This is a genomic window from Halomonas meridiana (assembly GCF_009846525.1).
Lineage (GTDB): Bacteria > Pseudomonadota > Gammaproteobacteria > Pseudomonadales > Halomonadaceae > Vreelandella.
In genome coordinates this window covers 1,300,997-1,326,120 of the sequence record NZ_CP024621.1, presented here as the reverse complement: position 1 = coordinate 1,326,120, position 25,124 = coordinate 1,300,997, and the positions used below count along the sequence as shown (strand labels likewise).

Below are 25,124 nucleotides of genomic sequence, written 5' to 3'. Positions count from 1 at the left end.
TAATTTTATAAGTGTTGTTAGTAAATTAGCGCTGTTAGCTAAAGAGCTCGCTTTCGTTAAGCGTCTTTTTGCTCGGCAAACAGCGCGTCAAGCTTTTGCTCAAAGTCGTGGTAATTCAAAAAGTCGTACAGTTCATCGCGGGTCTGCATGGTGTCAACCACCTCACGTTGATGACCGTTATCTAGGATGCTTTGGTAAACCTTCAACGCGGCGGCATTCATGGCCCGGAACGCCGAGAGCGGGTAGAGCACCATACGACAGCCAACCTCGCCCAGCTCCTGCTGACTAAACAACGGCGTCGCGCCGAACTCGGTAATGTTGGCCAAAATGGGAGCATTTACTCGCTGGCAGAACGCATTATAGTCATCCAGCGTATGTACCGCTTCGGCAAAGATAGCGTCGGCACCTGCTTCCACGCAGGCGTTCGCCCGCTCGATGGCCGCATCCAGCCCCTCTTTTTGGAACGCATCGGTGCGGGCAATCAGGTAAAAATCTGGGTCTAGCTTGGCATCGGCGGCGGCTTTGATGCGGTCTACCATTTCCTGCTGCGAGACAATGGCTTTGTTCGGCCGGTGGCCGCAGCGCTTTTGCGCTACTTGGTCTTCCAAGTGAACAGCCGCCACGCCTGCCCGCTGCATCTCTTTCACAGTGCGGGCAATATTAAACGCACCGCCCCACCCTGTATCGATATCCACCAGCAGCGGCAACTCAGTGGCGCCACAGATGCGGTGTGCATCTTCCACTACGTCGTTCATGGTGGTCATACCTAGATCCGGCAGGCCAAACGATGCATTCGCCACACCACCACCCGAAAGATAAATGGCTTGATGACCTACACGCTCAGCCATCATGGCCGTATAGGCGTTGATGGTGCCTAAAATCGGCAGCGGGCGATTGGCTTCAAGCGCGGCACGAAACCGTGCCCCAGGGGTAAGCTTGGATGATGGTGTCGTAGACATGGGCGTTAGCTCCTTTAGTCGGCAGATGTTGTTGATTGTTGTTCGAGAATGGCGGCATAGCGGTCAGCGACATTGGCACGAGAAGCGCTGACATGGCGGCGCATCAATAGCTCGGCAAGCTCAGCGTCACCGGCTTCAATAGCGTCCACAATACGGTGGTGCTCTACAAATGCCCGCTGGGGGCGCGTACCGCTGGCGCTAAACTGGGTACGATAGAGGCGCACTAGGTAGTAAAGGTCATCGCAAAGCAGGTTCATCAGCATCTTGTTGTGGCTGCCTTGAACAATGCAATAATGGAAATCCAGGTCGCCTTCACGCTGGTAATAGGCTTCACCGCGCTTTAAGTCGCCCTGGCTTTCATGCACCGCCAGTACATCGCGTAAGCCCTGAATCTCCTCAGGTGACATATGCTCGGCGGCCAAGCGGGCAGCCATGCTCTCTAAGGCTTCGCGTACGTCGAAGAGCTCCAGCAGCTCTTTCATGGAGAGTTTGACCACCCGCGCGCCTACGTGGGGCACGCGTTCAATCAAGCGGTGAGCTTCCAGGCGTCGCATGGCTTCACGCAGCGGCCCACGGGAGATACCGTAGGTTTTGGATAGCCCTGGCTCGGTAATTTTACTGCCTGGCGCTAGCTCGCCGCGCACAATGGCGCTTTGCAGCTGATGAAACACGCGCTCTGCGAGCGTACGCACCTCAGGTGAGACCGGCTCGGACGTGGCTTCATCGGAAGGCGAGGAGGTTGTAGCAAGTAACGTCATGGCTTATTGTCGACAATCAAGGAATAGAGGAACTTTATCCCTCTCTATTTCCCTCGTCAACCATGCAAAATAGGCGTTTTTATACGTCTTTCGTTGCAAGCGGGTATGGACCCGGGAAGCAACTGTCAACAATCAAATAAATTAGAATAGCTCGCACCTCAAGCGTGAGAAAGTCGTCGATGGCTTCTGCTGGTGCGATGGTGGTACGACCTATAAAATATGGCGCCCTCACTGGCCTGGCGTTTGCTTCATGACAACGGCGTTGACGATTACAGCCCTGCCCTACTCTTCCGACCCTTTGGCACTGTTTGCCAAACTCAGGCAACGCCCCGGTGCGGTGTTGCTCGATAGCGGCCGTCCGAAGGCCACAACCGGGCGTTACGACATCCTTAGCAGTGACCCCCTCGCTACGCTAAAAATATCGCCAGATGGCCACACAGCGTTTGAGTCTGACACGCTGACACTCCCCCCATCGTTGATGGGCAACAGCCATGCACAGCAGCAGTGGCTTTTAGAGCAGCTACCCACAGCCAACCTCAAGAGCGAGCTCCCCTTTTTAGGTGGCCTGATGGGTTACTGGAGCTATGACCTTGGCCGCAACCATGCAGACATACCCAGCCAGCACCCGCCCGTCACCCAGTTACCTTTAGCGCGTTTAGGGCTGTTTGATTGGTGTATCACATTTGACCACGTCACCGAACAAGCGTGGCTGGTAGGCAGCGAACAGCGGCGCAAGCAGGTAATGGAGTGGTTAAACGAACCAGCAACACCTAGCCACGCCTTTCGGCTCACACAGCCGTTTATAGCCGAACTTAGCCAGGCAGAATATACCGAGCGTTTTGCGGCGGTACAGCGCTATATCCTTGCGGGGGACTGCTACCAAATCAATTTGGCCCAGCGCTTTTCGGCCCGCTATCAAGGAGACGAGTGGCAGGCATACCTTAAACTGCGTGAAGCGACGCCTACGCCCTTTTCAGGCTTTATGGCATGGGGTAGCCAAGCTGTTTTATCACTCTCCCCTGAGCGCTTTATCCAGTGCCGTGACGGCTTGGTGGAAACCCGCCCGATAAAAGGCACCCGCCCACGAGGAAGAACCCCAGAAGAGGATCGTGCCCTGTCGGACGAGCTGCTCAGCAGTACTAAAGATCGCGCGGAGAACGTGATGATTGTGGACTTGCTGCGTAATGACCTAGGGCGCGTATGCACACCTGGCTCTATTCGCGTGCCGCAGCTGTGCCAGCTTGAGAGCTATCCCAACGTGCACCACTTAGTCAGCGTGGTACAGGGCCAACTTGCTGCCCAGCACTCACCGCTTTCGCTGCTCACCGCCGCGTTTCCTGGCGGCTCGATTACCGGCGCGCCAAAAATACGGGCGATGCAGATTATTGATGAGCTGGAACCCTGCCAGCGCAGCGTTTACTGTGGCAGCCTAGGTTATATCGATGTTCGCGGCAGCATGGACACCTCCATTGCCATACGCACAATGGTGGCTGACGATGGCGCTCTCCACGTGTGGGGTGGCGGCGGGCTGGTGGCGGATTCAAAAGCAGATGAAGAGTACACCGAAACGCTGGATAAGATCCGCCACTTAATAGACGCTTTGGAATAAGCGATCAACGTTCTTACATCAAAAAGAAATATAAAAGCCTAACCAAACGGTATTGGGGAGAAGCCCCCCGCCTTTGGTAGCCTAGGGGCATTGCACACTTTTTCACTTAGGAGGCCGCATGTCCTCAACGCTTGAACAGATTAATCGCGACTTTGCCAACAACCCTCAAGAACTGATTGAGTGGGCGTTCAGCCAGGGCGAACGCCCTATCTGCACCACCAACTTCCGCCCCTTCGAAGCGGTCATTCTGCATATGGTGACGCAAGTACGCCCTGATATCCCCATTGTCTGGATGGATAGCGGTTACAACACCGAGGCGACTTACCAGTTCGCCGATGCGCTGATCCAGCGCCTCAACTTAAACATTGTCAGCTTTTTACCAAAGCGCACTCGCGCCCACCGCGAAGCGCTGGAAGGTCCCATGCCCGGCATTGATGACCCGCGCCATGATGCCTTTACTCAAGAAGTGAAGCTTGAACCATTTGAGCGCGCACTACGCGAGATGCAACCCGATGTGTGGTTTACCGCACTACGTGCCGAAGACACGCCCGAACGGGCTAAAATGCAGGTGGTTAGCCGCAATAGCGACGGCTTACTAAAAGTCGCCCCACTGCTGCAGTGGACCGCTAAAGATATGTACTACTACTTAGAGGCCCACGACCTACCCAACAACTTCGACTACTTTGACCCCACCAAGGTAGAAGAGAAACGCGAATGCGGGCTACACCTTCAGCACTAAGCTACCAATACCCAGCACGAAACCCAGGCTCACCGCCTGGGCTTAAAATGAAATAGTAGTTAATACTCAGGCAGTTCTACACCCTCAAACAGCGCTTGTTCAAAGCGCGGCCCGGCCATGAGTGCTTCGTCCACCCGGTCACGGGTTAAGTGAGGCGCAAAGCGAGCCAAGAAGTCGTACATATAGCCGCGCATAAAGGTGCCACGCCGAATGCCGATTTTAGTGGTGGAGCTGGCAAATAAATGGCTGGCATCCAGAGCCACTAGGTCACTATCTAGCACCGGATCTACGGCCATGTGAGCGACAATGCCAACGCCCATACCTAGGCGAACGTAAGTCTTGATCACATCGGCATCGGCAGCGGTTAGTACCACATTGGGTGTTAAGCCCTTCTCTTTGAATGCATCGTCTAACTGTGAACGCCCGGTAAACCCGAACACGTAAGTCACCAGTGGATGCTCGGCCAGGGCCTCAAGCGTTAGCGGGCCATCCAGCGCTGCCAGTGGGTGCTCTTTGGGCACCAGTGCGCAACGGTTCCAGCGGTAGCACGGCAGCAGCACTAAATCGGTAAATAGCTCTAATGACTCCGTCGCAATAGCAAAATCTGCCAGCCCTTCGCTCACCATCTGGGCAATCTGCTTAGGCGTGCCTTGCTGCATATGCAGCGCCACTTCGGGATATTTCAGAGTAAATTCACTGATAATCGGCGGCAGCGCATAGCGAGCTTGAGTATGGGTCGTGGCAATCGCCAGGCTCCCGCGGCGCTCGTCGCTATGCTCTTGCGCCACCTGCTTGATATTTTCGGTCAGCTTAAGTACCTGGCCTGCTAGCTCGATAATCGACTGCCCAGCAGGGGTGACGCGGGTTAAATGTTTGCCACTGCGAGCAAAGATTTCAACGCCTAGCTCATCCTCCAGCAAACGAATCTGCTTTGAGATACCCGGTTGAGAGGTAAACAAACTCTGCGCCGTTGCCGAGACGTTCAGGTTGTGTCGATTGACTTCCCAGATATAGCGAAGTTGCTGTAGCTTCATATCCTCACCTTATTATCTATGCAGGAAGCACGTAAAAGCGCATCCTCGCGCTGCAACTCTGTGCTTGGCCAAGCGCCCGGTTACCATGGCTCAATGAGCACATTTTTGAATAAAAAACCGGCTTATAATTCCCTTATAGTATAAAAAATAGAGACTATGGACATCTATTAATTTTTTCTATTTAAGGACAAATCGCATCAGGAATTTGCCAGCACCCTTCTCGCCCGCTAACATCTGGCAACTTGGCGCGGTGAAAGTGCGCTAATATATCGCGTAATGACCGTTGCTCCATTTGAGGCAACGAAACAGCAAGAGCAACGCAAACGGGAGAAGCAAATGGCTACCAATGTTGATGTCACCAACGCCAATTTTGAGCAAGAAGTCCTCAACGCCGAACAGCCTGTCCTGCTGAAATTCTGGGCCCCCTGGTGCGGCCCGTGTAAAGTCATGGCACCTGTTGTCGATGAAGTGGCCGCAGAGCGTGGCGACAATCTGAAAGTCGTCAGCGTGAACGTTGACGATGCCCCGGAAATCGCCGCCGAACAGGGCGTCCGCGGTGTACCGACCGTGATGCTGTTCAAGTCGGGCACCAAGGTTGCCTCTCTGGTCGGTGCGCAATCCAAGTCTCAGCTGACGCAGTTCATCGACCAGAACGCCTAAGCCGTTCACGTTACCGCTGGCACTGCCAGCGGTAACGCCGCTCCCCCCTTTCCTCACGTCTCTCTTTCACCAGCGCCGCGCCTAGTCATCAAACGTCGCTCTCTTCACGCTTAGACCACACGCCACGCCGCCATGGCGGTCGGCGCGCATCGCCAGGTCGTCTTACCTGCACGTTTCGTTGCCTGCCAGGCCCCAGCAAGTGGGCAATCCAGCGCGTTTGTGGATGACTATCCAGCGCGATTTTCAGCGTCATGGTGAGCACCACCGATAGCAACATACCCGCTGCACCAAAGATCCACCCCCATACCACTAGCGAAAGAAACGCCACGAAAGTGGATAACCCCAGCGCTTGGCCCATCACTCGCGGCTCGATCAAGTTACCCAAAATGAAATTGATGACGAGATACGCAGAGGCCAACAAAAATGCCTGTAGCAAACCGCCATCCTGGGAGACCAAGAGCAGCAGCACCGGAGGAATCGCTGCCAGTGCCGAACCGATGTTGGGGATGAAATTGAGCGCAAAGGCCAGCACCCCCCAGAGCAGCGGGAATTCCACCCCCACCATCAGGCATGAGAGCCATACCAGCACGCCGGTCGCCAGACTAATCACGGTTTTCACCGCCAAATAGCGTTTCAACGTCAAACTGAACTCGCTGAACCGCTTGAGGCTTGGCGCGGGATTCTCGAGTGCGCGCGACACCTTATCGCGGAAGTGCAGCGTCTCGAACAGCATGAAGATCACCAGCAGTGCGACGATACTGCCCTGCATGAACAGCGAACCAAGTTCCCCCAACAGCGTGGCAACCCAGGAACCGTCCTCTTCCATGGCGAACATAGAGCTGAGCTGATCGGGATCGATGGCCAACCCATGGGAAGCCAACGTATTGAGCAGATCCCAATAGTGCTCATAGAGCCTGGACTCGATGTCCGGCAGCGCCTCGACGAAGGTACTAAAGCTGTTGACCACCAGTAAGCCAATCAGCGATAGAAACCCCACCAAGACCAACAGCGTAATCAACGCCGACATTCGTCGGCTGAGGCCGCAGTGATGCAGCCACTGAACGGGAGAGGTACATACCACGGCAATGAACACCGCTAGCAACAGCGGCACCAATAAATCAGCCCCTACTTTCATGCCCGCAATGATCACCACCAGCGCAGCGAGCGCCAGCGTGGCATTGAGCGGAATACTTCGATAATCCTCATCCGACAACTTCGACATAGCCCTTTCCTTAGCATGTTATCTATACATGATGGTGGTTTGGCTGGTATTGCACAAACCATGCAAACATTCAGCAACTGTTTTTCGTCTAAGCTTAGCCTGTGAACTTTATGGCCACGCCCCCTTCAAAGCAGCGACATCACACGCTATTCAGCGCACACAACGTACTGGCTCTCTCAGCAAGGAAGTGACCAATGAAAACAGCAACGCACCCTTTGAAACGACTCCGCCATGGCGTGATAGGTGGCGCACTATTAGCCCTCTTGGCCGCCCCGGGCGCTCATGCCGCTCCCCCTGCACCCCCTAGCCTGAGCGTTCAAGCGCAGTCGTGGGTAGAAGTCGAACCCGATAAAGCCACGCTCTCAGCACGCCTATGGGAGAATACGCCCGCCGTCTCTACCCTAGAAGATACGGACAGTGCCGCGCTTGGCAGCGCTCGCGAACGTCTCGAGCAGCGGGCCAGCGAACTCATCGCCGCCATGGAAGAGATGGGCATCGAGCAACGCGCGATCAATGCCGGTTCACTGAACGTTTATCCTGAGCATGTTGCGGGACCGCGCAATGAAGGGGGCGAGCAAGATACTCTGATGCGCACCCGCTTGGAGCGCCCCTTCAGCGTAGAGCTAACTAATATAGACCAATTAGGCGATGTGCTGGACGCGCTGATTGGCGCTGGCGTCAATGCGCTGGATGGCGTGCAGTTCGACCTGCAGGACCGGGACGCAGCGACCGACGAAGCACTGACCAAGGCGCTGGAAAAAGCCCGCCATAAAGCCGATCTCATGGCGAGCACCCTCGATGTCACGCTTGGCCCCGTTCAGCGCATCGAAGAGACCCAGGCGCCCATCTTTCAACCCCGCATGATGGCCATGCGCGCCGAAAGTGACGCCATGGGCAGCGGTTCAGCCAGCGACTACCGCCCCGGCACCATTCGCATCGATGCCGGGGTGAACGTCGAGTGGGCGCTTAGAGGGCAAGACGCTCGAGGCCGCCCAGGTAGGGTTGCAGGGGAGCCGGAACAGTAATCGACCCATCCGCCTGCTGGTGGTTTTCGAGCACCGCCAGCAGGCAGCGGCCAACAGCAAGGCCAGAACCATTGAGCGTATGCAGGAGCTGCGGCTTTTTGGCTTCCGGATGACGGTAACGCGCTTGCATCCGACGCGCCTGGAAATCTTCGCAGTTGGAGACGGACGAGATTTCCCGATACGTGTTCTGACTCGGTAGCCACACTTCCAAGTCGTAGGTTTTTGCCGCGCCAAACCCCATGTCGCCCGTACATAGCGTCACTACGCGATACGGAAGTTCAAGCGCCTGCAGAATGGCTTCTGCATGGCCACGCATCTCTTCCAACGCGTCGTAGCTCTTCTCCGGCTCTACAATCTGCACCATTTCGACTTTATCGAACTGGTGTTGACGAATCATGCCACGGGTATCGCGCCCGTGGGAGCCGGCTTCCGAACGGAAACATGGAGTATGCGCCGTGAGCTTCATCGGCAGCGCAGCCAGCTCGACGATCTCATCACGCACGAAGTTGGTCAGCGGTACTTCCGATGTGGGAATCAGGTGGTACTCCCGCTCATCGTTCAGCTTGAACAGATCCTCGCCAAACTTGGGCAGCTGGCCCGTACCCATCAGCGAATCGCGATTCACCATGTAAGGCACGTAGCACTCCTCATAGCCGTGCTGCTGGGTCTGTGTATCCAGCATGAACTGCGCCAGCGCGCGATGCAGGCGCGCAACGGGCCCGCGCATCACTGCAAAGCGCGCGCCGGTCAGCTTGGCCGCCAGCTCAAAATCGAGATAACCAGACTTCTTGCCCAAGTCCACGTGATCCAGCACGTCGAAATCGAACTCTCGCGGCGTCCCCCAGCGGTGCAGCTCGACGTTATCGTCTTCGCTCTTGCCTTCCGGCACGCTCTCATGGGGCAGGTTGGGAATACCGCTAATCGCGTCGTCCCACTCGGACTGCACCTCGGCCAGCTCGCGCTTGGCCGCGTCCAAACGATCGCCTAGATCACTCACCTCGTCCAACAGCGGTTGAATGTCCTCACCGTTGGCCTTGGCCTTACCAATCGCTTTGGAGCGCATATTACGCTCGTTCTGCAGTTGCTCGGTCTGAGTTTGCAGCTCACGACGGCGCGACTCTAGCGCCTGCAGCGCTGCTGTATCGAGTTCGAAGCCCCGGCGGGCCAGTTGTTGCGCAGTCGCATCAAGATCACCGCGCAGCAGTTTCGGATCGAGCATGGATTATCCCTTGGCCTGAATACTGTGGAACACGGCACATCGACGCCGTGGCAAAGAGGGCTATTGTAGGCAAAAGCGAGACAGGGGGCTATGGTGCATGGCCTTAGCAACGCGCAGAGGAAGCGCAGGCATGCGCCATGAGCACATCACATACCCATCCCCAATCATTAGCCAAAAGTGATAGAGTGCCCGCCGCTTCATAGCAAGAACCACTAACAACGGGTTTTAGAAAAGGAGAATGTTGTGCAGGAAACCGCAACGAAAGGAACATTCGGCTGGTGGCGGCGTATCGCGCTGTGGAAAAAAATCCTGGCGGGTTTAGCCCTTGGGGTCTTGGCCGGTGCGCTGCTGGGTGAAACAGCGAGTGTGTTCAAGCCTCTGGGCGATATTTTCATCAATGCCATCATGATGCTGATCGTACCGCTGGTATTTTCCACCCTGGTGGTGGGCATCACCTCCATGCGGGATCCACAAAAGATGGGTCGTATCGGTGCACGCACCATCACGCTTTACCTAGTGACCACTGCCTTTGCCATCACCATTGGCCTCGTCCTTTCCACTCTGCTACAGCCTGGGGTGGGAGTGGGGCTGAGCTTCGATGCCGAGGTCTCGGCCAATGAAGCGCCCTCTTTGGTCTCTATTTTGGTCAACCTCGTGCCGCGAAACCCGCTGGATGCCCTAGCGAACGGCAATATCATGCAGATCATCGTCTTTGCCATTGGTTTGGGAATCTCGCTTACCCTGATCGGCGAGAAGGGCGAGCCGGTCATGAAGGTTTTCGATAGCTTCGCAGAGGCCATGTACAAACTCACCGGCCTCGTGATGGCGTTCGCCCCGTTCGGGGTGTTTGGTTTGATTGCACACGTCTCCGGCCAATACGGATTGGAAATCCTGCTACCGCTCGCCAAACTCATCGGCGTGGTCTACGTGGCCAGCATTCTGCATGTTCTGGTGATTTACTCGGGCTTTATCTCCCTGCTGGGTCGTTTGAATCCCGTGCGTTACCTGAAAGGCAGCCTGGACGCCATTGTCGTCGCTTTCTCTTCTGCGTCCTCGGCAGGCACCCTGCCCGTCTCGATTCGCTGCGCACAGAAAAACCTGGGCGTCTCCGAAGGGGTGTCCGGCTTTGTACTGCCCGTAGGCGCCACCATCAATATGGATGGCACGGCACTGTATCAAGGCGTGGTGGTGCTGTTCATTGCACAGATGACCGGCACCGATCTCAGCATGATGGACTATGGCATGATCGTTGCCACCGGTACGCTGGCTTCGATTGGCACAGCGGGCGTTCCCGGTGCAGGGCTGATTATGCTCTCCATCGTGATGGCGCAAATTGGCTTGCCCTTGGAAGCCATCGCCGTGGTGGCGGGTATCGACCGTATTCTGGACATGGCGCGCACCAGTGTGAACGTAGCCGGTGATTTGATGGTCACCACGCTGGTAGGTAAAAGCGAAGGCGAGCTCAACGAGGAGATTTACAACACCAGCCGTTCTTGATGCCAGGTTCTGCCACCTCACACGCCCGCTGCCCTTGGCAGCGGGCGTTTTTTTATAGTGGCTGGCAAGCTGCTAGGATACGACTCTTCCACTCTCCCCAAGCGAGCCGCCATGTCGTCCACCTTTGAAAAGACCCTTGCCGCTATCGATGCGCTGCACGCCCAAGATCCTCAGACGACCACCCTGCCAAATGGTGACGCCCAGCCCAAAGAGCTGGCTTATGCCCAGCGCATGAGCCGGTGGCTAGAGCGACTGCAGGAGACGCCAAGCGAGCTGTTGCGCATTGCCGTGCGCGCCCAGCATCTGCAGCGCTGGCAGCTGCCGCGAAGCGATTACCCAGAAGGCCGCATTGGCTACTTAACTTGGCGGCGAGACCAAAGTGCCCAGGCAGGCGATACCACGGCAGCGATCATGGAAGAAGCGGGCTACTCCCAAGAGGAGGCCAAGCGCGTGGTCAGCATGATTCGCAAGCAAGGCCTGGGGCGCGATAGCGATGTCCAAGCCCTGGAAGACTGCGCCTGCTTAGTGTTCTTGGAAAACTACTTCGCCGATTTCTCCCGAAAGGTAGAGCACGACCATATGGTGCGCATTGTGCAAAAGACCTGGGGCAAGATGTCGCCGCAGGCGCACACACTGGCTCTGGCGCTACCCATGAACGACGCCTGTTCAGCGCTCGTCAAAGAGGCGTTAGGCAGCCACTGAGACGCCACCTCGAGATGCACCGGCGCAGCAGCTGCGGTAAAGTAACGCTATCCCCTATCCGCTTCCAGCAGTGACGGCTCAACCCTCTATGATTGCATCCCTGGATTCTCGCACGGCCCCTTTCGAACGAATTGGCAGCCACTATGTGCGTTTTCTCGAAGCCCTCCGCGCGCGTGGGTTCGAAGGTGAAATAGCGCCGGATTACGCCAACCGCACCGTGCTGGCAACGGATAACTCGATTTATCAGCGCCTTCCCCAGGCGGCGGTTTTTCCCAAACACGCCGAAGACTTAGAGCGCCTTGCCAAGCTTGCCTCCGAACTGCCCCATCGGGATATCGTCCTGACCCCACGGGGTGGCGGCACCGGTACCAACGGCCAGTCGCTGACCGATGGCATCGTGGTGGATGTCTCCCGCCATATGAACCAAATCATTGAGATTGATGTGGCAGCCCGCCGGGTGCGGGTACAAGCAGGCGTGGTCAAAGACCAGCTCAACGCCGCGCTGAAACCCCACGGGCTGTTTTTCGCCCCTGAACTTTCAACATCGAATCGCGCCACCATTGGCGGCATGATCTCCACCGATGCCAGTGGCCAGGGTAGCTGCCAGTACGGCAAAACCCGCCACCACGTGCTAGAGCTGGATACGATTCTGCTCGGCGGGCAGCATTTACACAGCCGCCCACTCAACGCGGAAGAGGAGCAGCAGGCGCTGGCGCAAGAGGGTGTGCTAGGCAATGTACACCGCACTGCCGCCACGATAATCGATCAACAGCGGGAGCTGATCGAAGCAACATTCCCGCCGCTCAACCGCTGCCTGACCGGCTACGACCTAGCGCATCTGCGCGAAGAGGGCCAGCTTAACCTGAATAGCCTGCTGTGCGGTTCGGAAGGCTCCCTGGGCTTTTTAAACGAAGCCGTGCTCAACGTCTTGCCGATCCCCAAGCACTCCACGCTGGTCAACGTACGCTACCCAAGCTTTATGGATGCCTTGCGGGATGCCAAAGCGTTGATGGCCAGCAGCGCGAAGCCAACGTCCATTGAAACCGTGGACGACACCGTGCTGCAACTGGCGATGGAAGACTTCGTTTGGGACAGCGTGGCAGAATTTTTCCCGGCGGGCAGCACGCCTATTCAGGGCATCAACCTGATCGAGTTCAACGACGATGACCCCGAACAGCTCGCAGCGCGTGTAACGGCGTTTACCCAGCACCTGAGCCAGGATGCCACCGTAGAGCGATTAGGCTACACCCTGGCGGAAGGCCGCCCGCAGATCCAGAAAGTCTACGCCATGCGCAAACGCTCGGTGGGTCTGCTCGGTAACGTTCAGGGGGAGAAGCGTCCGCTGCCGTTCGTGGAGGACACTGCCGTTCCGCCGGAACACTTGGCCGACTTCATTACCGAGTTCCGCGCCGCGCTGGATGCGCGCAAGCTCTCCTACGGCATGTTTGGCCATGTGGATGCGGGGGTGCTGCATGTGCGCCCGGCACTGGATATGAAAGACCCCGCCCAGGAAGCGCTGATTCGCGAGATTTCTGATGAAGTCGCTGCGCTCACCCAGAAGTACGGCGGGCTGCTGTGGGGCGAACACGGTAAAGGCGTGCGCTCCGAGTACGGGCCGAAGTTTTTCGGTGAGCTTTACCCCTGCCTGCAGCAGGTAAAAGCGGCGTTCGACCCCCACAACCAGCTCAACCCCGGCAAGATCGCTTCACCTTCTGAAAGTACCACGCTGATTGCGAAAGAGAGCGACCCGGAGCTGCTCACTGTCGACGGCGTGCCCATGCGCGGCCAGCTCGACCGCACCATTGATGAGCGAGCCTGGCAGGCCTATGACACAGCGGTGTACTGCAACGGCAACGGCGCTTGCTACAACTACGATGTGGACGACCCTATGTGCCCATCGTGGAAGGCCACCCGCGACCGCCGCCACTCCCCTAAAGGCCGCGCCAGCTTGATTCGTGAGTGGCTGCGCTTGCAGTCGCAAGCGGGCATCGACGTGGTGGAAGAGTCGCGCAAAAAGAAAGCCGAGCGCACCTGGGGCTTTATTAAAAGCTTCCCCAAGCGGGTGATGAACACCGTTAGCCGCCAGCAGCACCACGACTACTCCCATGAAGTCTACGACGCCATGGCGGGCTGCTTGGCGTGTAAATCCTGCGCGGGCCAGTGCCCGATCAAAGTCAACGTACCGCAGTTCCGCTCGCAGTTTTTAGAGGTGTATCACGGCCGCTATCTGCGCCCGCTGCGGGATTACGTGATTGGCGGCACCGAATTTATGCTGCCTGCGTTAACCAAGATGGCTCCGCTGTATAACGCCGCCCTTGGCCAGCGCTGGGTAGAGCAGCTGATGCAGAAGGGGCTCGGTATTAGCGACTCCCCCGCGCTCTCTCGCGCTAGCGTGAAAAAACAGCTGCGCGCCTGGGGCGTTGCGGAAGCCACGCCCACATCGCTTGCGCTACTCACCGAGCAGCAGCGGGCCAACAGCGTCGTGATTGTGCAAGACGCCTTCACCACCCACTTTGAAGCCAAGCTGGTGATGGATGTGGTAGAGCTGCTATCGCGGCTAAACCTTCGCGTGTTTGTCATGCCGTTTTCCGCCAACGGCAAGCCGCTGCACGTACAGGGCTTTTTAGGTGCTTTTGAGCGCACGGCAGAAAAGCAGGCCAAACGCCTTCGCGCACTTAGTGAGTTCGAGGTGCCCATGGTAGGCATCGACCCTGCCATGACGCTGACCTACCGCCAGGAGTACGTCAAAGCGCTGGGCCCTGAGCAAGTGCCGAACGTACTGATGCTGCAGGAGTGGCTAGCCACCCGCGTCAACACCCTCGCCCCCGGCCAGCTAACGCTCAAAGACCCTGGCTTTAAGCTGCTTTCCCACTGCACCGAAAAAACCAATGCGCCGGGCAGCCCAAAAGCGTGGCAGCAGGTATTTGCAGCGTTTGGTTTGCAGCTAGAGCTGGCCACCACGGGCTGCTGCGGTATGTCCGGTACCTACGGCCATGAGACCCGTAACGTCGCTACCTCGAAAACGATCTACGCCCAGTCGTGGCAGCCCCAGGTGGAAGCGGAAGAGAACAGCGGTAAGCTACTGGCCACCGGCTACTCCTGCCGCAGCCAGGTGAAGCGCTACTCGGCGCAAACCCTGCCCCACCCTCTGCAAGCTCTGCTGACCAGTATCAAACAGGCCAGCCGCTAACGCGGCTGGCCTGCTGAGGCTTGCTGATATCCGTGTGGGCGTTTAGAAAAACAGCCGCTTGAGGGCCAAACCAGGGTCCTCTTCGCGCATAAACGCTTCACCGACCAAAAAGCCATTGACCTCGTGGTCACGCATTAGCTCTACGTCATCACGCGTGTGAATGCCTGACTCGGTGATCACGGTCACGCCTTCAGGGATACGCGGCAGCAGATCCAGAGTGGTATTCAGGCTGGTATCAAAAGTGTGTAGGTTGCGGTTGTTAATACCCACCAGCTTTAGATCCAGCGCAAGGGCGCGCTCTAGCTCCTCTGCATCGTGAACTTCCACCAGCACATCCATCCCCAATGCGTTGGCCTGCTGGTGCAGGTCGCGCAGCTGAGCGTCATTGAGCGCCGCCACAATCAATAGGATGCAGTCCGCACCGATGGCGCGCGCTTCAGTGACCTGATAGCCGTGGGTAATAAAGTCTTTACGGATCACCGGCAGATCGCAGGCATCGCGAGCGGCAATGAGGTAATCCTCATGGCCCTGGAAGAAGTCGGCATCGGTGAGCACAGAAAGGCACGCTGCGCCGCCCTGGGCGTAGCTTTTGGCGATATCCGCTGGGTGAAACTCTTCCCGCATCACGCCTTTAGAGGGCGAGGCTTTTTTCACCTCGGCGATGACTGCCGCGTCGCCTGCCGCAATACGCTGATTCAATGCAGCAATAAAGCCACGGGGCGCACTCTGCTTCTCCGCTAGCGCTAGCAGATCAGCCTCAGATACTGCTTGCTGACGCTCAGCGACTTCCTGGTCTTTACGGGCCAAAATGCGCGTTAAAATAGTCGGCGTTGCCTGGTCACTCATTGGAAGTTTTACCCTTTAAAGACGCTAGTGAAGTGCGAAAGCTCTCGGAGCTTCTCAAGCGGTAGTTTGGAGGCCTGGGCATCCTGGGCCACCATCACGCCCTCTTTCAAGCTATCGGCCACGCCCGCGCAGTAAAGCGCCGCCCCGGCGTTGAGCGCCACCATATCTGCCGCCGCTCCTTCACCGCTAAGTGCGGCTTTCACCAAACGCAGGCTATCTTCCGCGCTGGACGCTTTAAGGGTGGCGAGGCTTTGGCGCTCAATGCCCATGGATTCCGGCGTAATCGTGTACTGGGTAATCTCGCCCTCTTTTAGCTCTGCCACCAGAGTGGGCGCTGCCAGGGAGATTTCATCCAGTCCATCTTCAGAATGCACCACCATGACATGGCGGCTACCCAGCTTGCGCAATACTTCGGCCATCAGAGGCACTAGCTCCGCGGAATACACGCCCAGCACTTGATTGGGCGCACTGGCGGGGTTGGTTAACGGGCCAAGAATATTGAACAGCGTACGTACGCCCATTTCCCGCCGTGGCCCAATGGCATAGCGCATGGCTGGGTGGTGGTTGGGTGCGAACATAAAGCCAACGCCTACCTGCTCAATGCAGCGCGCCACTTGTTCAGGCTTGAGGTCGAGATAGATGCCGGCAATATCGAATAAATCGGCGCTGCCAGAAGAAGAGGAGACGCTGCGATTGCCATGTTTAGCCACATGGGCACCGCCAGCGGCGGCCACAAAACTAGACGCCGTGGACACATTAAACAGGTTCGCGCCATCGCCGCCGGTGCCGACGATATCCACCACGTTCTCGGTGTGTAGCTCAACGCGTTTCATTAAATCGCGCATCACCTGGGCGGCGGCGCTAATCTCTTCAGCGCTTTCGCCTTTCATGGCCAGCCCCACCAGCAGGCCGCCAATTTGCGCGTCGGAGGCTTCGCCGGTCATGATCTGGCGCATCAGTGCGTGCATCGCATTGAAAGAGAGGTCTTCGCGGCGCATCACCGCGTTAATTGCGTCTCGCATTTGCATGAGCAGGAAAGCCCCTAAAGCGTATGAATTTGGCGATCAGCCGCGTTGTAAAAAATTGGCCAATAACGCATGGCCCTGGCGCGTGAGTATCGACTCAGGGTGAAACTGTACCCCCTCCACATCAAGGGTACGATGACGAAAGCCCATGATCAGCCCGGGCGTTACGTCATCCTCGGCGGTCCAGGCAGTCACTTCCAGGCAGTCGGGCAGGCTCTCATGCTCAACGACTAATGAGTGATACCGCGTCACTTCCAGCGGGTTTTCCAGCCCGCTGAACACTCCCTGCCCACGGTGTACCACGGCCGAGGTTTTGCCGTGCATCACCTGGGGTGCCCGCACCACCTTGCCGCCGTACACCTGGCCGATGGCCTGATGCCCCAGGCAAACGCCCAAAATAGGCAGTTTGCCCGCAAAATGCTCGATGGCCGCTAGCGAAATGCCCGCTTCGTTGGGCGTACACGGGCCGGGCGAAATCACCAGATGGGTAGGCGCCAGGGCGTGCATCTGCTCCAGGGTAATCTCATCGTTGCGATAGGTCATCACCTCGGCATCCAGCTCACCCAGGTACTGGACGATGTTAAACGTGAAGCTGTCGTAGTTATCCAACATCAACACCCGTTGCACTGCCTGCGCTTGCGCCATCGCCCCGCTTACTCCATCACATAAATAAAACCGCATTACCAGGATGATACCCCAACCGAGGGGCTCATTGCAGGGCTTGCCAGCGCTTAGGAAACTAAGGCTGGCTCTGCCTTGCTCAAGCGGCAAGCGGCGTACTTGAACTCGGGTATTTTGCCGTAGGGGTCCAGGGCCGGGTTGGTGAGCAGATTGGCGGCGGCCTCGGCGTAGGCAAACGGCACGAAGACCATCCCATCGGGGATTTTATCGTCCACTCTGGCGGTCAGCGTTATTGTGCCTCGCCGCGTGGTAATGGTGAGCTTCTCGCCCGGTACTACCCCCAGACGGCTGAGCTCGCCCGGTGAGAGGCTGGCGACCGCTTCTGGCTCTAGGGCGTCGAGCACCCGGGCACGCCGCGTCATGGAGCCCGTATGCCAATGCTCCAACTGGCGGCCGGTGGTCAGTACCGTGGGGTAATCATCATCCACCGGCTCGTCCGGCGGTAGTGGGCGCGTAGGAGCGAATTTAGCCAGCCCGCCAGCGCGCGGAAAGGCGTCGCTAAAGACCACGTCCTGGCCGGGGGCATCCTCGGCTGGGCAGGGGTATGTGACGGAGTTCTCCCGCGCTAGCCGCTCCCAGCTAATGTGGTTGAACGAGTGCATGCCCTGCTGCATTTCGGCAAACACGTCTTGCGGGTGCTGATAGCGCCAGCCCAGCCCAAAGCGATTAGCGATCTCTTGGATGATCCACCAATCCGGCTTAGCGTCTCCTGGCAGCGGTAATGCCGCCCTGCCCAGCTGTACTTGGCGGTTAGTGTTGGTCACGGTGCCGTCTTTTTCGGGCCACGCAGAGGCAGGCAGAATCACGTCGGCGAACTGGGCGGTTTCGGTGATAAAGAGATCCTGCACCACCAAATGCTCAAGCTTACCCAGCGCGGCGCGGGCGTGGGTAAGATCCGGGTCAGACATCGCTGGGTTTTCACCCAAAATGTACATACCGCGCACCTCACCTGCGTGAATCGCATTCATCACTTCCACCACCGTCAGCCCAGGCTCATCGCTCAGCGGCGTGTTCCATAGCTCTTCAAACGCGGCGCGCAGCTGGCTATCGCCCACAGGCTGGTAGTCCGGCAGCACCATGGGAATCAGCCCCGCATCTGAGGCACCCTGCACGTTATTCTGGCCGCGCAGCGGGTGCAGGCCTGTTCCGGGGCGACCGGTGTGGCCGCAGGCCAGTGCCAACGAGATCAGGCAGCGGGCATTGTCGGTGCCGTGGGTGTGCTGAGAAATACCCATGCCCCAGAAAATCATCGCTTTCTCGGCGTTGGCGTAGCGGCGCGCCACTTCACGAATAGTGTCGGGGGCAACGCCGCACAGCGCGCTCATGGCGTCCGGTGTGCTGTGAGCCACGCTCTGCTTGAGCGCTTCAAAGCCTTCGGTGTGGGCGTCAATGTAGGCTTGGTTATACAGGCCTTCCGCGATGATCACGTTGAGCAGCGCGTTGAACAGCGACACGTCTGCCCCCGGTGTAAAGCGCACGCTCATACTGGCGTAAGCATCCAACGCCTGCCCGCGAGGGTCGAGAATAATGATCTCGGTGCCCTGCTTGGCTGCCTGTTTAAAGAATGTCGCCGCCACGGGGTGATTCACCGCCGGGTTGCAGCCGGTGAGAATCACTACATCGGCCTCCAGCGCCTGCATAAACGAAGCGGTCACCGCGCCTGAACCCAGGCACTCCATCAGCGCCGCGACGGAACTGGCATGGCAAAGCCGCGTGCAGTGGTCCACGTTATTGCTGCCAAAACCGGTACGCACCAGCTTCTGGAACAGCCACGCCTCTTCGTTAGAGCACTTGGCGCTGCCAAAGCCCGCCAATGCTTTGGGGCCTTGCGCCTGCTTAATCGCCATTAGGCCGCCCGCCGCGATTTCCAGCGCTTCGTCCCAGTTGGCCTCGCGAAAGTGGCTGAAAGGATTGGCGGGGTCAAAGGTAGGGTCGAGCGCCTTGGGAATACCCGGTAAGCGTATCAACGGCTTGGTCAGCCGTGTCGGGTGGCTCACGTAATCAAACCCAAACCGGCCTTTCACGCACAGGCGGTTCTGGTTAGCGGGGCCGTTGCGCCCTTCCACATAGGCCAGGGCGTCGTCGTTAATATGGTACGTCAGCTGGCAGCCCACCCCGCAGTAGGGGCACACGGAATCCACCTGCCGCTGGCTTTGAGAATCGCCCTGACCTGCGGCATTGACCACGGTGGCAGGCATTAACGCCCCGGTGGGGCACGCTTGCACGCACTCGCCGCAGCCCACGCAGGTGCTTTGGCCCATCGGGTCAGCAAAATCGAATACCACGGTGGCGGCGGCGCCCCGCTGCGCCATGCCGATGACATCGTTACTCTGCACCCCGCGGCAGGCGCGCACGCACAGGTTGCAGGTAATGCAGGCGTCCAAGTTGACGTGCATCGCCGGGTGGCTGGTATCTGGCTGGCTCACCTTTGGCGCAGCCGCTGCATGGTTGACGGCTGCTTTACGGCGTGGCGGTAGCCACGACTTAACGGCCGCTTCGTCGACCGCTAACTGATCGGCTACTTCCCAGAAGTGGCTGGAGCGGTTAGGGCTTTGGGCGCGGCTGGGCTGGTCGGCCATCAGTAGTTCCAATACCGTTTCACGCGCTTGTGTGGCACGGGGCGAGTGGGCGCTGCTTACCACCATGCCGGGTTTGGCCTCGCGGATACAGCTTGCCGCCAGCACTCGCTCGCCTTTCACCTCCACCATACAGGCCCGGCAGTTGCCGTCGGCGCGGTAGCCGGGGGCATCTTTAAAACAGAGGTGGGGAATAGTCTCTCCGGCGCGCTTGGCCACCTGCCAAAGGGATTCTCCGGGGTAGGCAGTGACTTCTTGATCATCCAAGACAATAGTGAACGAAGCGGTCATGGTGCACTCCCTTCAGCGGCATCGCTGACAATAATCTGCTGCTGGGCGAGCGCATGGCGGAAATTCTTGAGTAGCCCCAATACAGGATTTGGAGCCGCTTGCCCCAGGCCGCAAATCGAGGCGTCCTGCATCACTTGTGCCAGTCGAGTGAGCGCCTGCACATCCCAGGTGGGTTGCTCTAGCAAGCTGAGCATTTTCTCGGTGCCTACCCGGCAAGGCGTACACTGCCCGCAGGACTCATCGGCAAAAAAAGCCAGCAGATTGGTGGCCACCGCCTGAAGGTTATCCTGATCAGACAGCACGATAATCGCCGCCGACCCAATAAAACTGCCGTGCGCCTGCAGCGTGTCGAAATCCAGCGGCACATCGGCTTTGCTGGCGGGCAGAATGCCACCCGAGGCGCCGCCGGGCAGGTAAGCGGCAAGCTTATGCCCTTCCGCCATGCCGCCGGCATACTCCTCTATCAACTCGCGCAGCGTGATGCCTGCTGGCGCCAAGTACACGCCGGGCTTGTTCACTCGCCCGGAGACGGAAAAACTGCGTAAACCGCGCCTACCGTTGCGCCCATGCCCGGCAAACCACTCCGCCCCTTTGCGCCAAATGGCGGGAATCCAGTAAACGGTTTCGACGTTATTGACCAGCGTGGGGCGGCCAAAAAGCCCCTGCTGGGCTACGTAAGGCGGGCGGTGGCGCGGCTTACCCGGCTTGCCTTCCAAGGATTCAATCAGCGCCGACTCCTCACCGCAGATATAAGCGCCCGCGCCCCGGCGCATGATGATGAATCCAGGCGCGACGATGCCCGACTGCTCAAGCTCTGCAATCACCTCATGGAGCACGCGGTGCAGGCCAGGATACTCATCGCGCAGATAGATATAGAGCGCCTCGGCCTCTATCGCCCAAGCGCTGACCAGCGCGCCCTCAAGAAACTGATGCGGCGCGCGCTCTAAATAGTAGCGATCTTTAAACGTCCCCGGCTCGCCCTCATCAGCGTTAATCACGCAGTAGCGCGGCCCGGCGGCTTGGTGCACGGCCTGCCACTTTTTAAAGGTAGGGAAGCCTGCACCCCCCAAGCCTCGCAGGCCCGAGACTTCAAGCACCTGCAGCACCTCATCAATGCTGATTTTACCGCTGCGCACATGGGCCAGTAACTGGTAACCGCCTGCCTGCTGATAGGCGTCAAGGCGCTGCCACAAAATCGCTTCAGGGTGAAAGTGGCCGGTATCCACCACGGCCTCGACGCCTTCTGCGGTGGCATACAGCACATGGTGATGGCCCACCTCGGCCACTGGCGCGGTATCGCAGCGGCCCATGCAGGGCGCACGAATCACCCGTACACAGTCAGGATCGACGCGGGCTTCCAACGCTTTGTGTAGCGCACTGGCCCCCGCTAATTGGCAGGAAAGAGAATCACAGACGCGAATCGTGGTATCCGTCGGGGGCGCTTGGTGGTCGTGCACCACATCGAAATGGGCATAGAACGTCGCCGTCTCGTACACCGCTGCCATAGGCAGGTTCATGTAGGCTGCTAGGGCACGCAGTTCCACGAGTGACAAATAGCCGTGGGCATCCTGAATGGCGTGTAGATGCTCTATCAGTAGGTCGCGACGTTTCAAGCGGGGCGTTTGGCGCTCATCGCCTAACAAATCGCGAAGCGCCGCCAGCGCCACAGGAGCCACATCGCGCCCTTTTGGGTAGCCGCGACGGCGGCGAGAAGACGTAACAGGTTGAGAGGTCATGACGCGCCATCCAGAGCTAGGCCAAAGAACGTTACAAATACCGCCGTCAAAGCCGCTATGCTCAGTGAAGCGTCCAAACGTTACGAAAGCGACTTGATGGGGCAGCCCGCCACGAGCGACGCCTGCGTTGACGGCTTTTTCATAGCATAGAGGTTAAGCGTCAGCGGGGAAACCATCGCGCCCTTCAGTCTCTTGCCACTTGCCACAGCAGCTCACCCAGCAGAGCAAAACTGGCAACGGGGCGCGACTCTCTTTATTATTTGCCGTCATTTTAATGAGTTAGGAGCGTGGCATGGATAAGCGAACCCCTTGGATCATCACGCTCTTGTTAGCAGCACTCCTCGCCTCCTCCCCAGCGCTCGCCGCGTCGTCGCTCAAGATCATTGCCTCTTTTTCAGTGATCGAGGACTTGGTCAAACGCGTTGCCGGTGACGACATCGCCATTACGACCATCGTACCGATTGGTGAAGACGTACACCGCTGGGAGCTTACCCCGCCTAACGTACTCGCCGTGGAAGAGGCCGATATCGTGTTCTATAACGGCCATGGGCTAGAGCCGTGGATTCGCCATGTCGAAGCGATGGCCAGTGACACGCTCACACTGATGGCCCTGGCCGAAACCGCCGATTACCCCACTCTGGCATTACAACAGGGCCAGCATAAGGGGCGTCCTGATCCGCATATGTGGATGGACCCTAAAGGCGCGGCGGCCTATCTCGATGTCATTACTCAAACGCTCAGCGTGCACTCGCCAGAGAAGGCCGCGGCCTTCCAAACCCGCGCAGCCGAAGCCAAAGAGGCGCTGGTGCTGCTCGACCAGCAACTCACCGAGCGTTTGGAAGGGATTCCTCAAACCAACCGCCTGCTCACCACGAGCGAAGCGGCACTGAGCTATTTCGCCCACGCTTATGGGTTTGAATTCGCTGCCATTTGGGGCATGAATAGCGAAACGATGGGCAGTGCGGATGCCATGGCTGCCATGAGCAAACGGCTCGCCGACAAGCGGCCGCCCGCTCTCTTCTATGAGAGCACGACGCCCTATATCCACATGGATGCTCTGGCCCGTGAGACCGGCCTGACACTGGCAGGCCCGCTTTACGTGGATACGTTGAGCGAACCCGACGGCCCCGCTTATAACTACCCTGCCATGCTGCGCTACAACGCAGAGCTGCTGCACGAGGCCCTAGGGGGTGCCAGGGCCGGGGAGTAGCCGCTAGCTTACCAGCTCACGAAGCGAGGCCACTAGCAGGTCCGGGTGGCTTTGCTCAATAGGTTCGCCGTGGTTATAGCCATACGGCAGTGCCACGGTGGTGAAGCCCGCCGCCTTGCCCGCTGCGATATCGTGACGGGAATCCCCCACCATCACGCTCGCCGAAGGGGTAATGTCCAGCGTCTGGGCAACGTGCAAAAGCGGCAGCGGGCTAGGTTTTTTCTCGGCCAGCGAGTCGCCGCCCAAGGTAGACGTGAACAGCGCCAGCACACCAAAGTGGCTTAAAATAGGCTCAATGAACCGCTCGGGTTTATTGGTAATCAAGGCCAGCACAAAACCCGCCTCATGCAGTGCATGAAGCGCTTCAAAGGCATCGGGATAGGGTTGGGTTAACGCATTGGGGGCAGCCCCGTAATGGCGCATGAACGCGTCATAGGCGCTCTGCTGCAGCGCTGCCTCGGGAGGAGCACTAAGCGCCCAGGTCAGCGCTCGCTCCACCAGCACCTGCGCCCCATTGCCCACCCAGTCGCGCACCTGCGCTTCACTCGGTTGAGCCAGCCCCACGTCGTGCAGCGCCCGCTGTACGCCAACGGCCAAATCCGGTACCGAGTCGATTAACGTACCGTCTAGGTCAAAGGCAATTAACCGCTTTCCTTGCAACATGGTATGCACGAGCTGGCCTCACTGATGCGTCTAAGCTACTGGTTCACGATAATGTCGATTAATTCAGTCATCTTACCCGCTTAGACCTTCGTCATACACTGCAGAAAGTTCTATGCTGTGGCTATATTTGCCAAGGAGAGAGTAATGGCCATTCCCCGAATTGTGATTGTGGGCGGCGGTGCGGGCGGGCTAGCCCTAGCCACGCGTCTTGGACATACGCTAGGTAAAAAAAAGCGTGCCGAGATCGTCCTACTCGACCGCAACGCCACCCACGTATGGAAACCGCTGCTGCACGAACTGGCCACCGGGGTGCTCAACTCCAGCATGGATGAAGTGGATTATCGTGGGCACTCCTCGGCCCACTACTACCGTTACCAGCGCGGTTCTCTCAACGGTTTGGATCGGGAACAGAAGGTCATTCACCTGGCCCCCATCGAAGACGAGGATGGCGTGGAGGTCCTGCCCGCCCGCCAGCTCACCTATGACTATTTAGTGCTGTCACTTGGCAGTATCTCGAATGATTTTGGTACCAAGGGGGTCGCAGAGCACTGCCACTTCATCGACTCCCCCCAGCAGGCCAAAGCCTTCCAGCGGGATATGATCAATACCTTCCTGCGCTATACCGACCCCAACCTGCGTCAGCACACCCAGCTCACCATTGGCATTGTCGGCGGCGGTGCGACGGGGGTGGAGCTTTCGGCGGAATTGTTAGACGCCTCGCGCCTGCTCAATGCCTATGGCGTCACGGCGGTCGATCACCAAACGATCAGCGTACACTTGATCGAAGCGGCCCCACGACTGATGCCCGGTTTATCCGAACGTATCAGCCAGACCGTTCAACAGGAGTTGGAGGGCATGGGCGTCACCGTGCATGTCGGCACGGCAATTCAAGAAGCCCAGGAGTATCAGCTGGTCACAGGCGACGGAGAGGTGATCGACACCGATCTCAACGTATGGGCGGCAGGGATCAAAGCGCCGCCATTTTTGGCCGAGCTGGGCTTGAGCACCAACAAACGCAATCAGATCAACGTCAAGCAGACGCTGCAAAGCGTGGACGACCCGCATATTTTTGCGATGGGTGACTGCGCTTGCTGCCCCCAAGGCGATGAGGCCACGGTACCGCCGCGCGCTCAGGCCGCGCATCAGCAGGCCAAGCTATTGGCGAAGAACCTTGAGCGATGCCTGACCAAAAAGCCGTTGCAAGACTTCATCTACCACGACCACGGCTCGCTGGTATCGCTGGCCCGCTACGATGCGGTCGGGAACTTGATGCGCAGCTCGGCATCGCGGGGGCTGTTTTTGGAGGGCTGGTTGGCGCGCCAAGCCTACGCATCGCTCTACCGTATGCATCAACTCTCTATTCACGGTGCGCCAAAAACCGGGCTTGCCTGGCTGGTGGATAAATTGAACCGCTACCTCAAACCACGCATGAAACTTCACTAAGGACATGCAAAGGGCGGGGATCAGCCCGCCCCTCTTGTG

General features: G+C 58.2%; 20 protein-coding genes. 9 read left to right on the top strand and 11 right to left on the bottom strand.

The annotated features are described in order from the left end of the window. Nucleotides 1-56 precede the first annotated feature (56 nt). Together prpB and CTT34_RS06485 are read right to left on the bottom strand one after the other, a co-directional pair. Nucleotides 57-959 carry a methylisocitrate lyase gene (gene prpB, locus CTT34_RS06490; RefSeq protein WP_159341703.1) on the bottom strand — a complete coding sequence of 301 codons (903 nt, stop codon included), beginning with the start codon at nucleotides 957-959 and terminating at the stop codon, nucleotides 57-59. Nucleotides 960-973: 14 nt separating this feature from the next. Continuing rightward, nucleotides 974-1,717, bottom strand: a complete 744-nt coding sequence (locus CTT34_RS06485) for a GntR family transcriptional regulator (RefSeq protein WP_159341702.1) — start codon at nucleotides 1,715-1,717, stop codon at nucleotides 974-976. A 250-nt stretch (nucleotides 1,718-1,967) separates the two neighbouring features. On the opposite strand from CTT34_RS06485, the gene pabB reads away from it, so the two are divergent. Further along, complete coding sequence (pabB, locus tag CTT34_RS06480) at nucleotides 1,968-3,326, top strand: aminodeoxychorismate synthase component I (protein WP_044628119.1); 1,359 nt, start codon at nucleotides 1,968-1,970, stop codon at nucleotides 3,324-3,326. Between the two features lie 118 nt (nucleotides 3,327-3,444). Then, nucleotides 3,445-4,065, top strand: coding sequence for a phosphoadenosine phosphosulfate reductase domain-containing protein (locus tag CTT34_RS06475; RefSeq protein WP_044628120.1), 621 nt, complete (start codon nucleotides 3,445-3,447; stop codon nucleotides 4,063-4,065). A gap of 59 nt (nucleotides 4,066-4,124) precedes the next feature. On the opposite strand, the gene cysB is transcribed toward CTT34_RS06475, so the two are convergent. Next, complete coding sequence (cysB, locus tag CTT34_RS06470) at nucleotides 4,125-5,099, bottom strand: HTH-type transcriptional regulator CysB (protein ID WP_159341701.1); 975 nt, start codon at nucleotides 5,097-5,099, stop codon at nucleotides 4,125-4,127. Between the two features lie 276 nt (nucleotides 5,100-5,375). On the opposite strand from cysB, the gene trxA reads away from it, so the two are divergent. Then, nucleotides 5,376-5,759 (top strand): thioredoxin, encoded by a 384-nt coding sequence (gene trxA / locus CTT34_RS06465; protein ID WP_159341700.1) that lies wholly within the window; start codon nucleotides 5,376-5,378, stop codon nucleotides 5,757-5,759. Between the two features lie 88 nt (nucleotides 5,760-5,847). Here the strand turns inward: trxA and CTT34_RS06460 are convergent, their stop codons facing one another. Next, on the bottom strand, nucleotides 5,848-6,981 hold the full coding sequence (locus tag CTT34_RS06460; RefSeq protein WP_159341699.1) for an AI-2E family transporter: 1,134 nt from the start codon (nucleotides 6,979-6,981) through the stop codon (nucleotides 5,848-5,850). A 194-nt stretch (nucleotides 6,982-7,175) separates the two neighbouring features. Between CTT34_RS06460 and CTT34_RS06455 the strand changes: the two genes are divergently transcribed. Continuing rightward, nucleotides 7,176-8,006 carry an SIMPL domain-containing protein gene (locus tag CTT34_RS06455; protein ID WP_159341698.1) on the top strand — a complete coding sequence of 277 codons (831 nt, stop codon included), beginning with the start codon at nucleotides 7,176-7,178 and terminating at the stop codon, nucleotides 8,004-8,006. On the opposite strand, the gene serS is transcribed toward CTT34_RS06455, so the two are convergent. Next, on the bottom strand, nucleotides 7,948-9,225 hold the full coding sequence (gene serS / locus CTT34_RS06450) for a serine--tRNA ligase (RefSeq protein ID WP_159341697.1): 1,278 nt from the start codon (nucleotides 9,223-9,225) through the stop codon (nucleotides 7,948-7,950). The two genes, CTT34_RS06455 and serS, sit on opposite strands and share 59 nt — an antisense overlap. A gap of 243 nt (nucleotides 9,226-9,468) precedes the next feature. Between serS and CTT34_RS06445 the strand changes: the two genes are divergently transcribed. The 3 genes from CTT34_RS06445 to ydiJ all read left to right on the top strand — a co-directional run bounded on the left by CTT34_RS06445 (nucleotide 9,469) and on the right by ydiJ (nucleotide 14,614). Then, a complete protein-coding gene (locus CTT34_RS06445) occupies nucleotides 9,469-10,722 on the top strand; it encodes a dicarboxylate/amino acid:cation symporter (RefSeq protein WP_159341696.1) in 1,254 nt (417 codons plus the stop codon). Nucleotides 10,723-10,833: 111 nt separating this feature from the next. After that, on the top strand, nucleotides 10,834-11,424 hold the full coding sequence (locus CTT34_RS06440; protein WP_159341695.1) for a DUF4202 domain-containing protein: 591 nt from the start codon (nucleotides 10,834-10,836) through the stop codon (nucleotides 11,422-11,424). Nucleotides 11,425-11,512: 88 nt separating this feature from the next. Further along, entirely contained in the window at nucleotides 11,513-14,614 is a 3,102-nt protein-coding gene (gene ydiJ / locus CTT34_RS06435) for a D-2-hydroxyglutarate dehydrogenase YdiJ (protein ID WP_159341694.1), read from the top strand. Between the two features lie 42 nt (nucleotides 14,615-14,656). Here ydiJ and trpC read toward each other — a convergent pair whose 3' ends face one another. The 5 genes from trpC to CTT34_RS06410 all read right to left on the bottom strand — a co-directional run bounded on the left by trpC (nucleotide 14,657) and on the right by CTT34_RS06410 (nucleotide 21,769). Further along, nucleotides 14,657-15,460, bottom strand: coding sequence for an indole-3-glycerol phosphate synthase TrpC (gene trpC / locus CTT34_RS06430; RefSeq protein WP_159341693.1), 804 nt, complete (start codon nucleotides 15,458-15,460; stop codon nucleotides 14,657-14,659). A gap of 8 nt (nucleotides 15,461-15,468) precedes the next feature. Further along, complete coding sequence (gene trpD, locus CTT34_RS06425) at nucleotides 15,469-16,488, bottom strand: anthranilate phosphoribosyltransferase (protein ID WP_159341692.1); 1,020 nt, start codon at nucleotides 16,486-16,488, stop codon at nucleotides 15,469-15,471. A 36-nt stretch (nucleotides 16,489-16,524) separates the two neighbouring features. After that, on the bottom strand, nucleotides 16,525-17,130 hold the full coding sequence (locus tag CTT34_RS06420; RefSeq protein WP_159341691.1) for an anthranilate synthase component II: 606 nt from the start codon (nucleotides 17,128-17,130) through the stop codon (nucleotides 16,525-16,527). 86 nt (nucleotides 17,131-17,216) lie between these two features. Further along, nucleotides 17,217-20,033 carry a formate dehydrogenase subunit alpha gene (gene fdhF, locus CTT34_RS06415; protein WP_159341690.1) on the bottom strand — a complete coding sequence of 939 codons (2,817 nt, stop codon included), beginning with the start codon at nucleotides 20,031-20,033 and terminating at the stop codon, nucleotides 17,217-17,219. Then, the gene (locus tag CTT34_RS06410) at nucleotides 20,030-21,769 is read right to left on the bottom strand and encodes an NADH-ubiquinone oxidoreductase-F iron-sulfur binding region domain-containing protein (protein ID WP_159341689.1); all 1,740 of its coding nucleotides are present in this window, start codon (nucleotides 21,767-21,769) and stop codon (nucleotides 20,030-20,032) included. The genes fdhF and CTT34_RS06410 overlap by 4 nt, the downstream gene beginning before the upstream one ends. A gap of 292 nt (nucleotides 21,770-22,061) precedes the next feature. Here CTT34_RS06410 and CTT34_RS06405 point away from each other — a divergent pair, with 292 nt between their 5' ends. Then, nucleotides 22,062-22,979, top strand: coding sequence for a metal ABC transporter solute-binding protein, Zn/Mn family (locus CTT34_RS06405; RefSeq protein WP_159341688.1), 918 nt, complete (start codon nucleotides 22,062-22,064; stop codon nucleotides 22,977-22,979). A 3-nt stretch (nucleotides 22,980-22,982) separates the two neighbouring features. On the opposite strand, the gene CTT34_RS06400 is transcribed toward CTT34_RS06405, so the two are convergent. Further along, nucleotides 22,983-23,651 (bottom strand): phosphoglycolate phosphatase, encoded by a 669-nt coding sequence (locus tag CTT34_RS06400; protein WP_159341687.1) that lies wholly within the window; start codon nucleotides 23,649-23,651, stop codon nucleotides 22,983-22,985. A 135-nt stretch (nucleotides 23,652-23,786) separates the two neighbouring features. Between CTT34_RS06400 and CTT34_RS06395 the strand changes: the two genes are divergently transcribed. Continuing rightward, the gene (locus CTT34_RS06395; RefSeq protein ID WP_159341686.1) at nucleotides 23,787-25,085 is read left to right on the top strand and encodes an NAD(P)/FAD-dependent oxidoreductase; all 1,299 of its coding nucleotides are present in this window, start codon (nucleotides 23,787-23,789) and stop codon (nucleotides 25,083-25,085) included. The last annotated feature ends 39 nt before the right edge of the window (nucleotides 25,086-25,124 follow it).

What these genes read in the sequence shown, in the direction of transcription:
- prpB (WP_159341703.1), bottom strand. Translation starts at nt 959, where the DNA reads ATGTCTACGACACCATCATCCAAGCTTACCCCTGGGGCACGGTTTCGT.
- CTT34_RS06485 (WP_159341702.1), bottom strand. Translation starts at nt 1,717, where the DNA reads ATGACGTTACTTGCTACAACCTCCTCGCCTTCCGATGAAGCCACGTCC.
- pabB (WP_044628119.1), top strand. Translation starts at nt 1,968, where the DNA reads ATGACAACGGCGTTGACGATTACAGCCCTGCCCTACTCTTCCGACCCT.
- CTT34_RS06475 (WP_044628120.1), top strand. Translation starts at nt 3,445, where the DNA reads ATGTCCTCAACGCTTGAACAGATTAATCGCGACTTTGCCAACAACCCT.
- cysB (WP_159341701.1), bottom strand. Translation starts at nt 5,099, where the DNA reads ATGAAGCTACAGCAACTTCGCTATATCTGGGAAGTCAATCGACACAAC.
- trxA (WP_159341700.1), top strand. Translation starts at nt 5,376, where the DNA reads ATGACCGTTGCTCCATTTGAGGCAACGAAACAGCAAGAGCAACGCAAA.
- CTT34_RS06460 (WP_159341699.1), bottom strand. Translation starts at nt 6,981, where the DNA reads ATGTCGAAGTTGTCGGATGAGGATTATCGAAGTATTCCGCTCAATGCC.
- CTT34_RS06455 (WP_159341698.1), top strand. Translation starts at nt 7,176, where the DNA reads ATGAAAACAGCAACGCACCCTTTGAAACGACTCCGCCATGGCGTGATA.
- serS (WP_159341697.1), bottom strand. Translation starts at nt 9,225, where the DNA reads ATGCTCGATCCGAAACTGCTGCGCGGTGATCTTGATGCGACTGCGCAA.
- CTT34_RS06440 (WP_159341695.1), top strand. Translation starts at nt 10,834, where the DNA reads ATGTCGTCCACCTTTGAAAAGACCCTTGCCGCTATCGATGCGCTGCAC.
- ydiJ (WP_159341694.1), top strand. Translation starts at nt 11,513, where the DNA reads ATGATTGCATCCCTGGATTCTCGCACGGCCCCTTTCGAACGAATTGGC.
- trpC (WP_159341693.1), bottom strand. Translation starts at nt 15,460, where the DNA reads ATGAGTGACCAGGCAACGCCGACTATTTTAACGCGCATTTTGGCCCGT.
- trpD (WP_159341692.1), bottom strand. Translation starts at nt 16,488, where the DNA reads ATGCAAATGCGAGACGCAATTAACGCGGTGATGCGCCGCGAAGACCTC.
- CTT34_RS06420 (WP_159341691.1), bottom strand. Translation starts at nt 17,130, where the DNA reads ATGGCGCAAGCGCAGGCAGTGCAACGGGTGTTGATGTTGGATAACTAC.
- fdhF (WP_159341690.1), bottom strand. Translation starts at nt 20,033, where the DNA reads ATGACCGCTTCGTTCACTATTGTCTTGGATGATCAAGAAGTCACTGCC.
- CTT34_RS06410 (WP_159341689.1), bottom strand. Translation starts at nt 21,769, where the DNA reads ATGACCTCTCAACCTGTTACGTCTTCTCGCCGCCGTCGCGGCTACCCA.
- CTT34_RS06405 (WP_159341688.1), top strand. Translation starts at nt 22,062, where the DNA reads ATGGATAAGCGAACCCCTTGGATCATCACGCTCTTGTTAGCAGCACTC.
- CTT34_RS06395 (WP_159341686.1), top strand. Translation starts at nt 23,787, where the DNA reads ATGGCCATTCCCCGAATTGTGATTGTGGGCGGCGGTGCGGGCGGGCTA.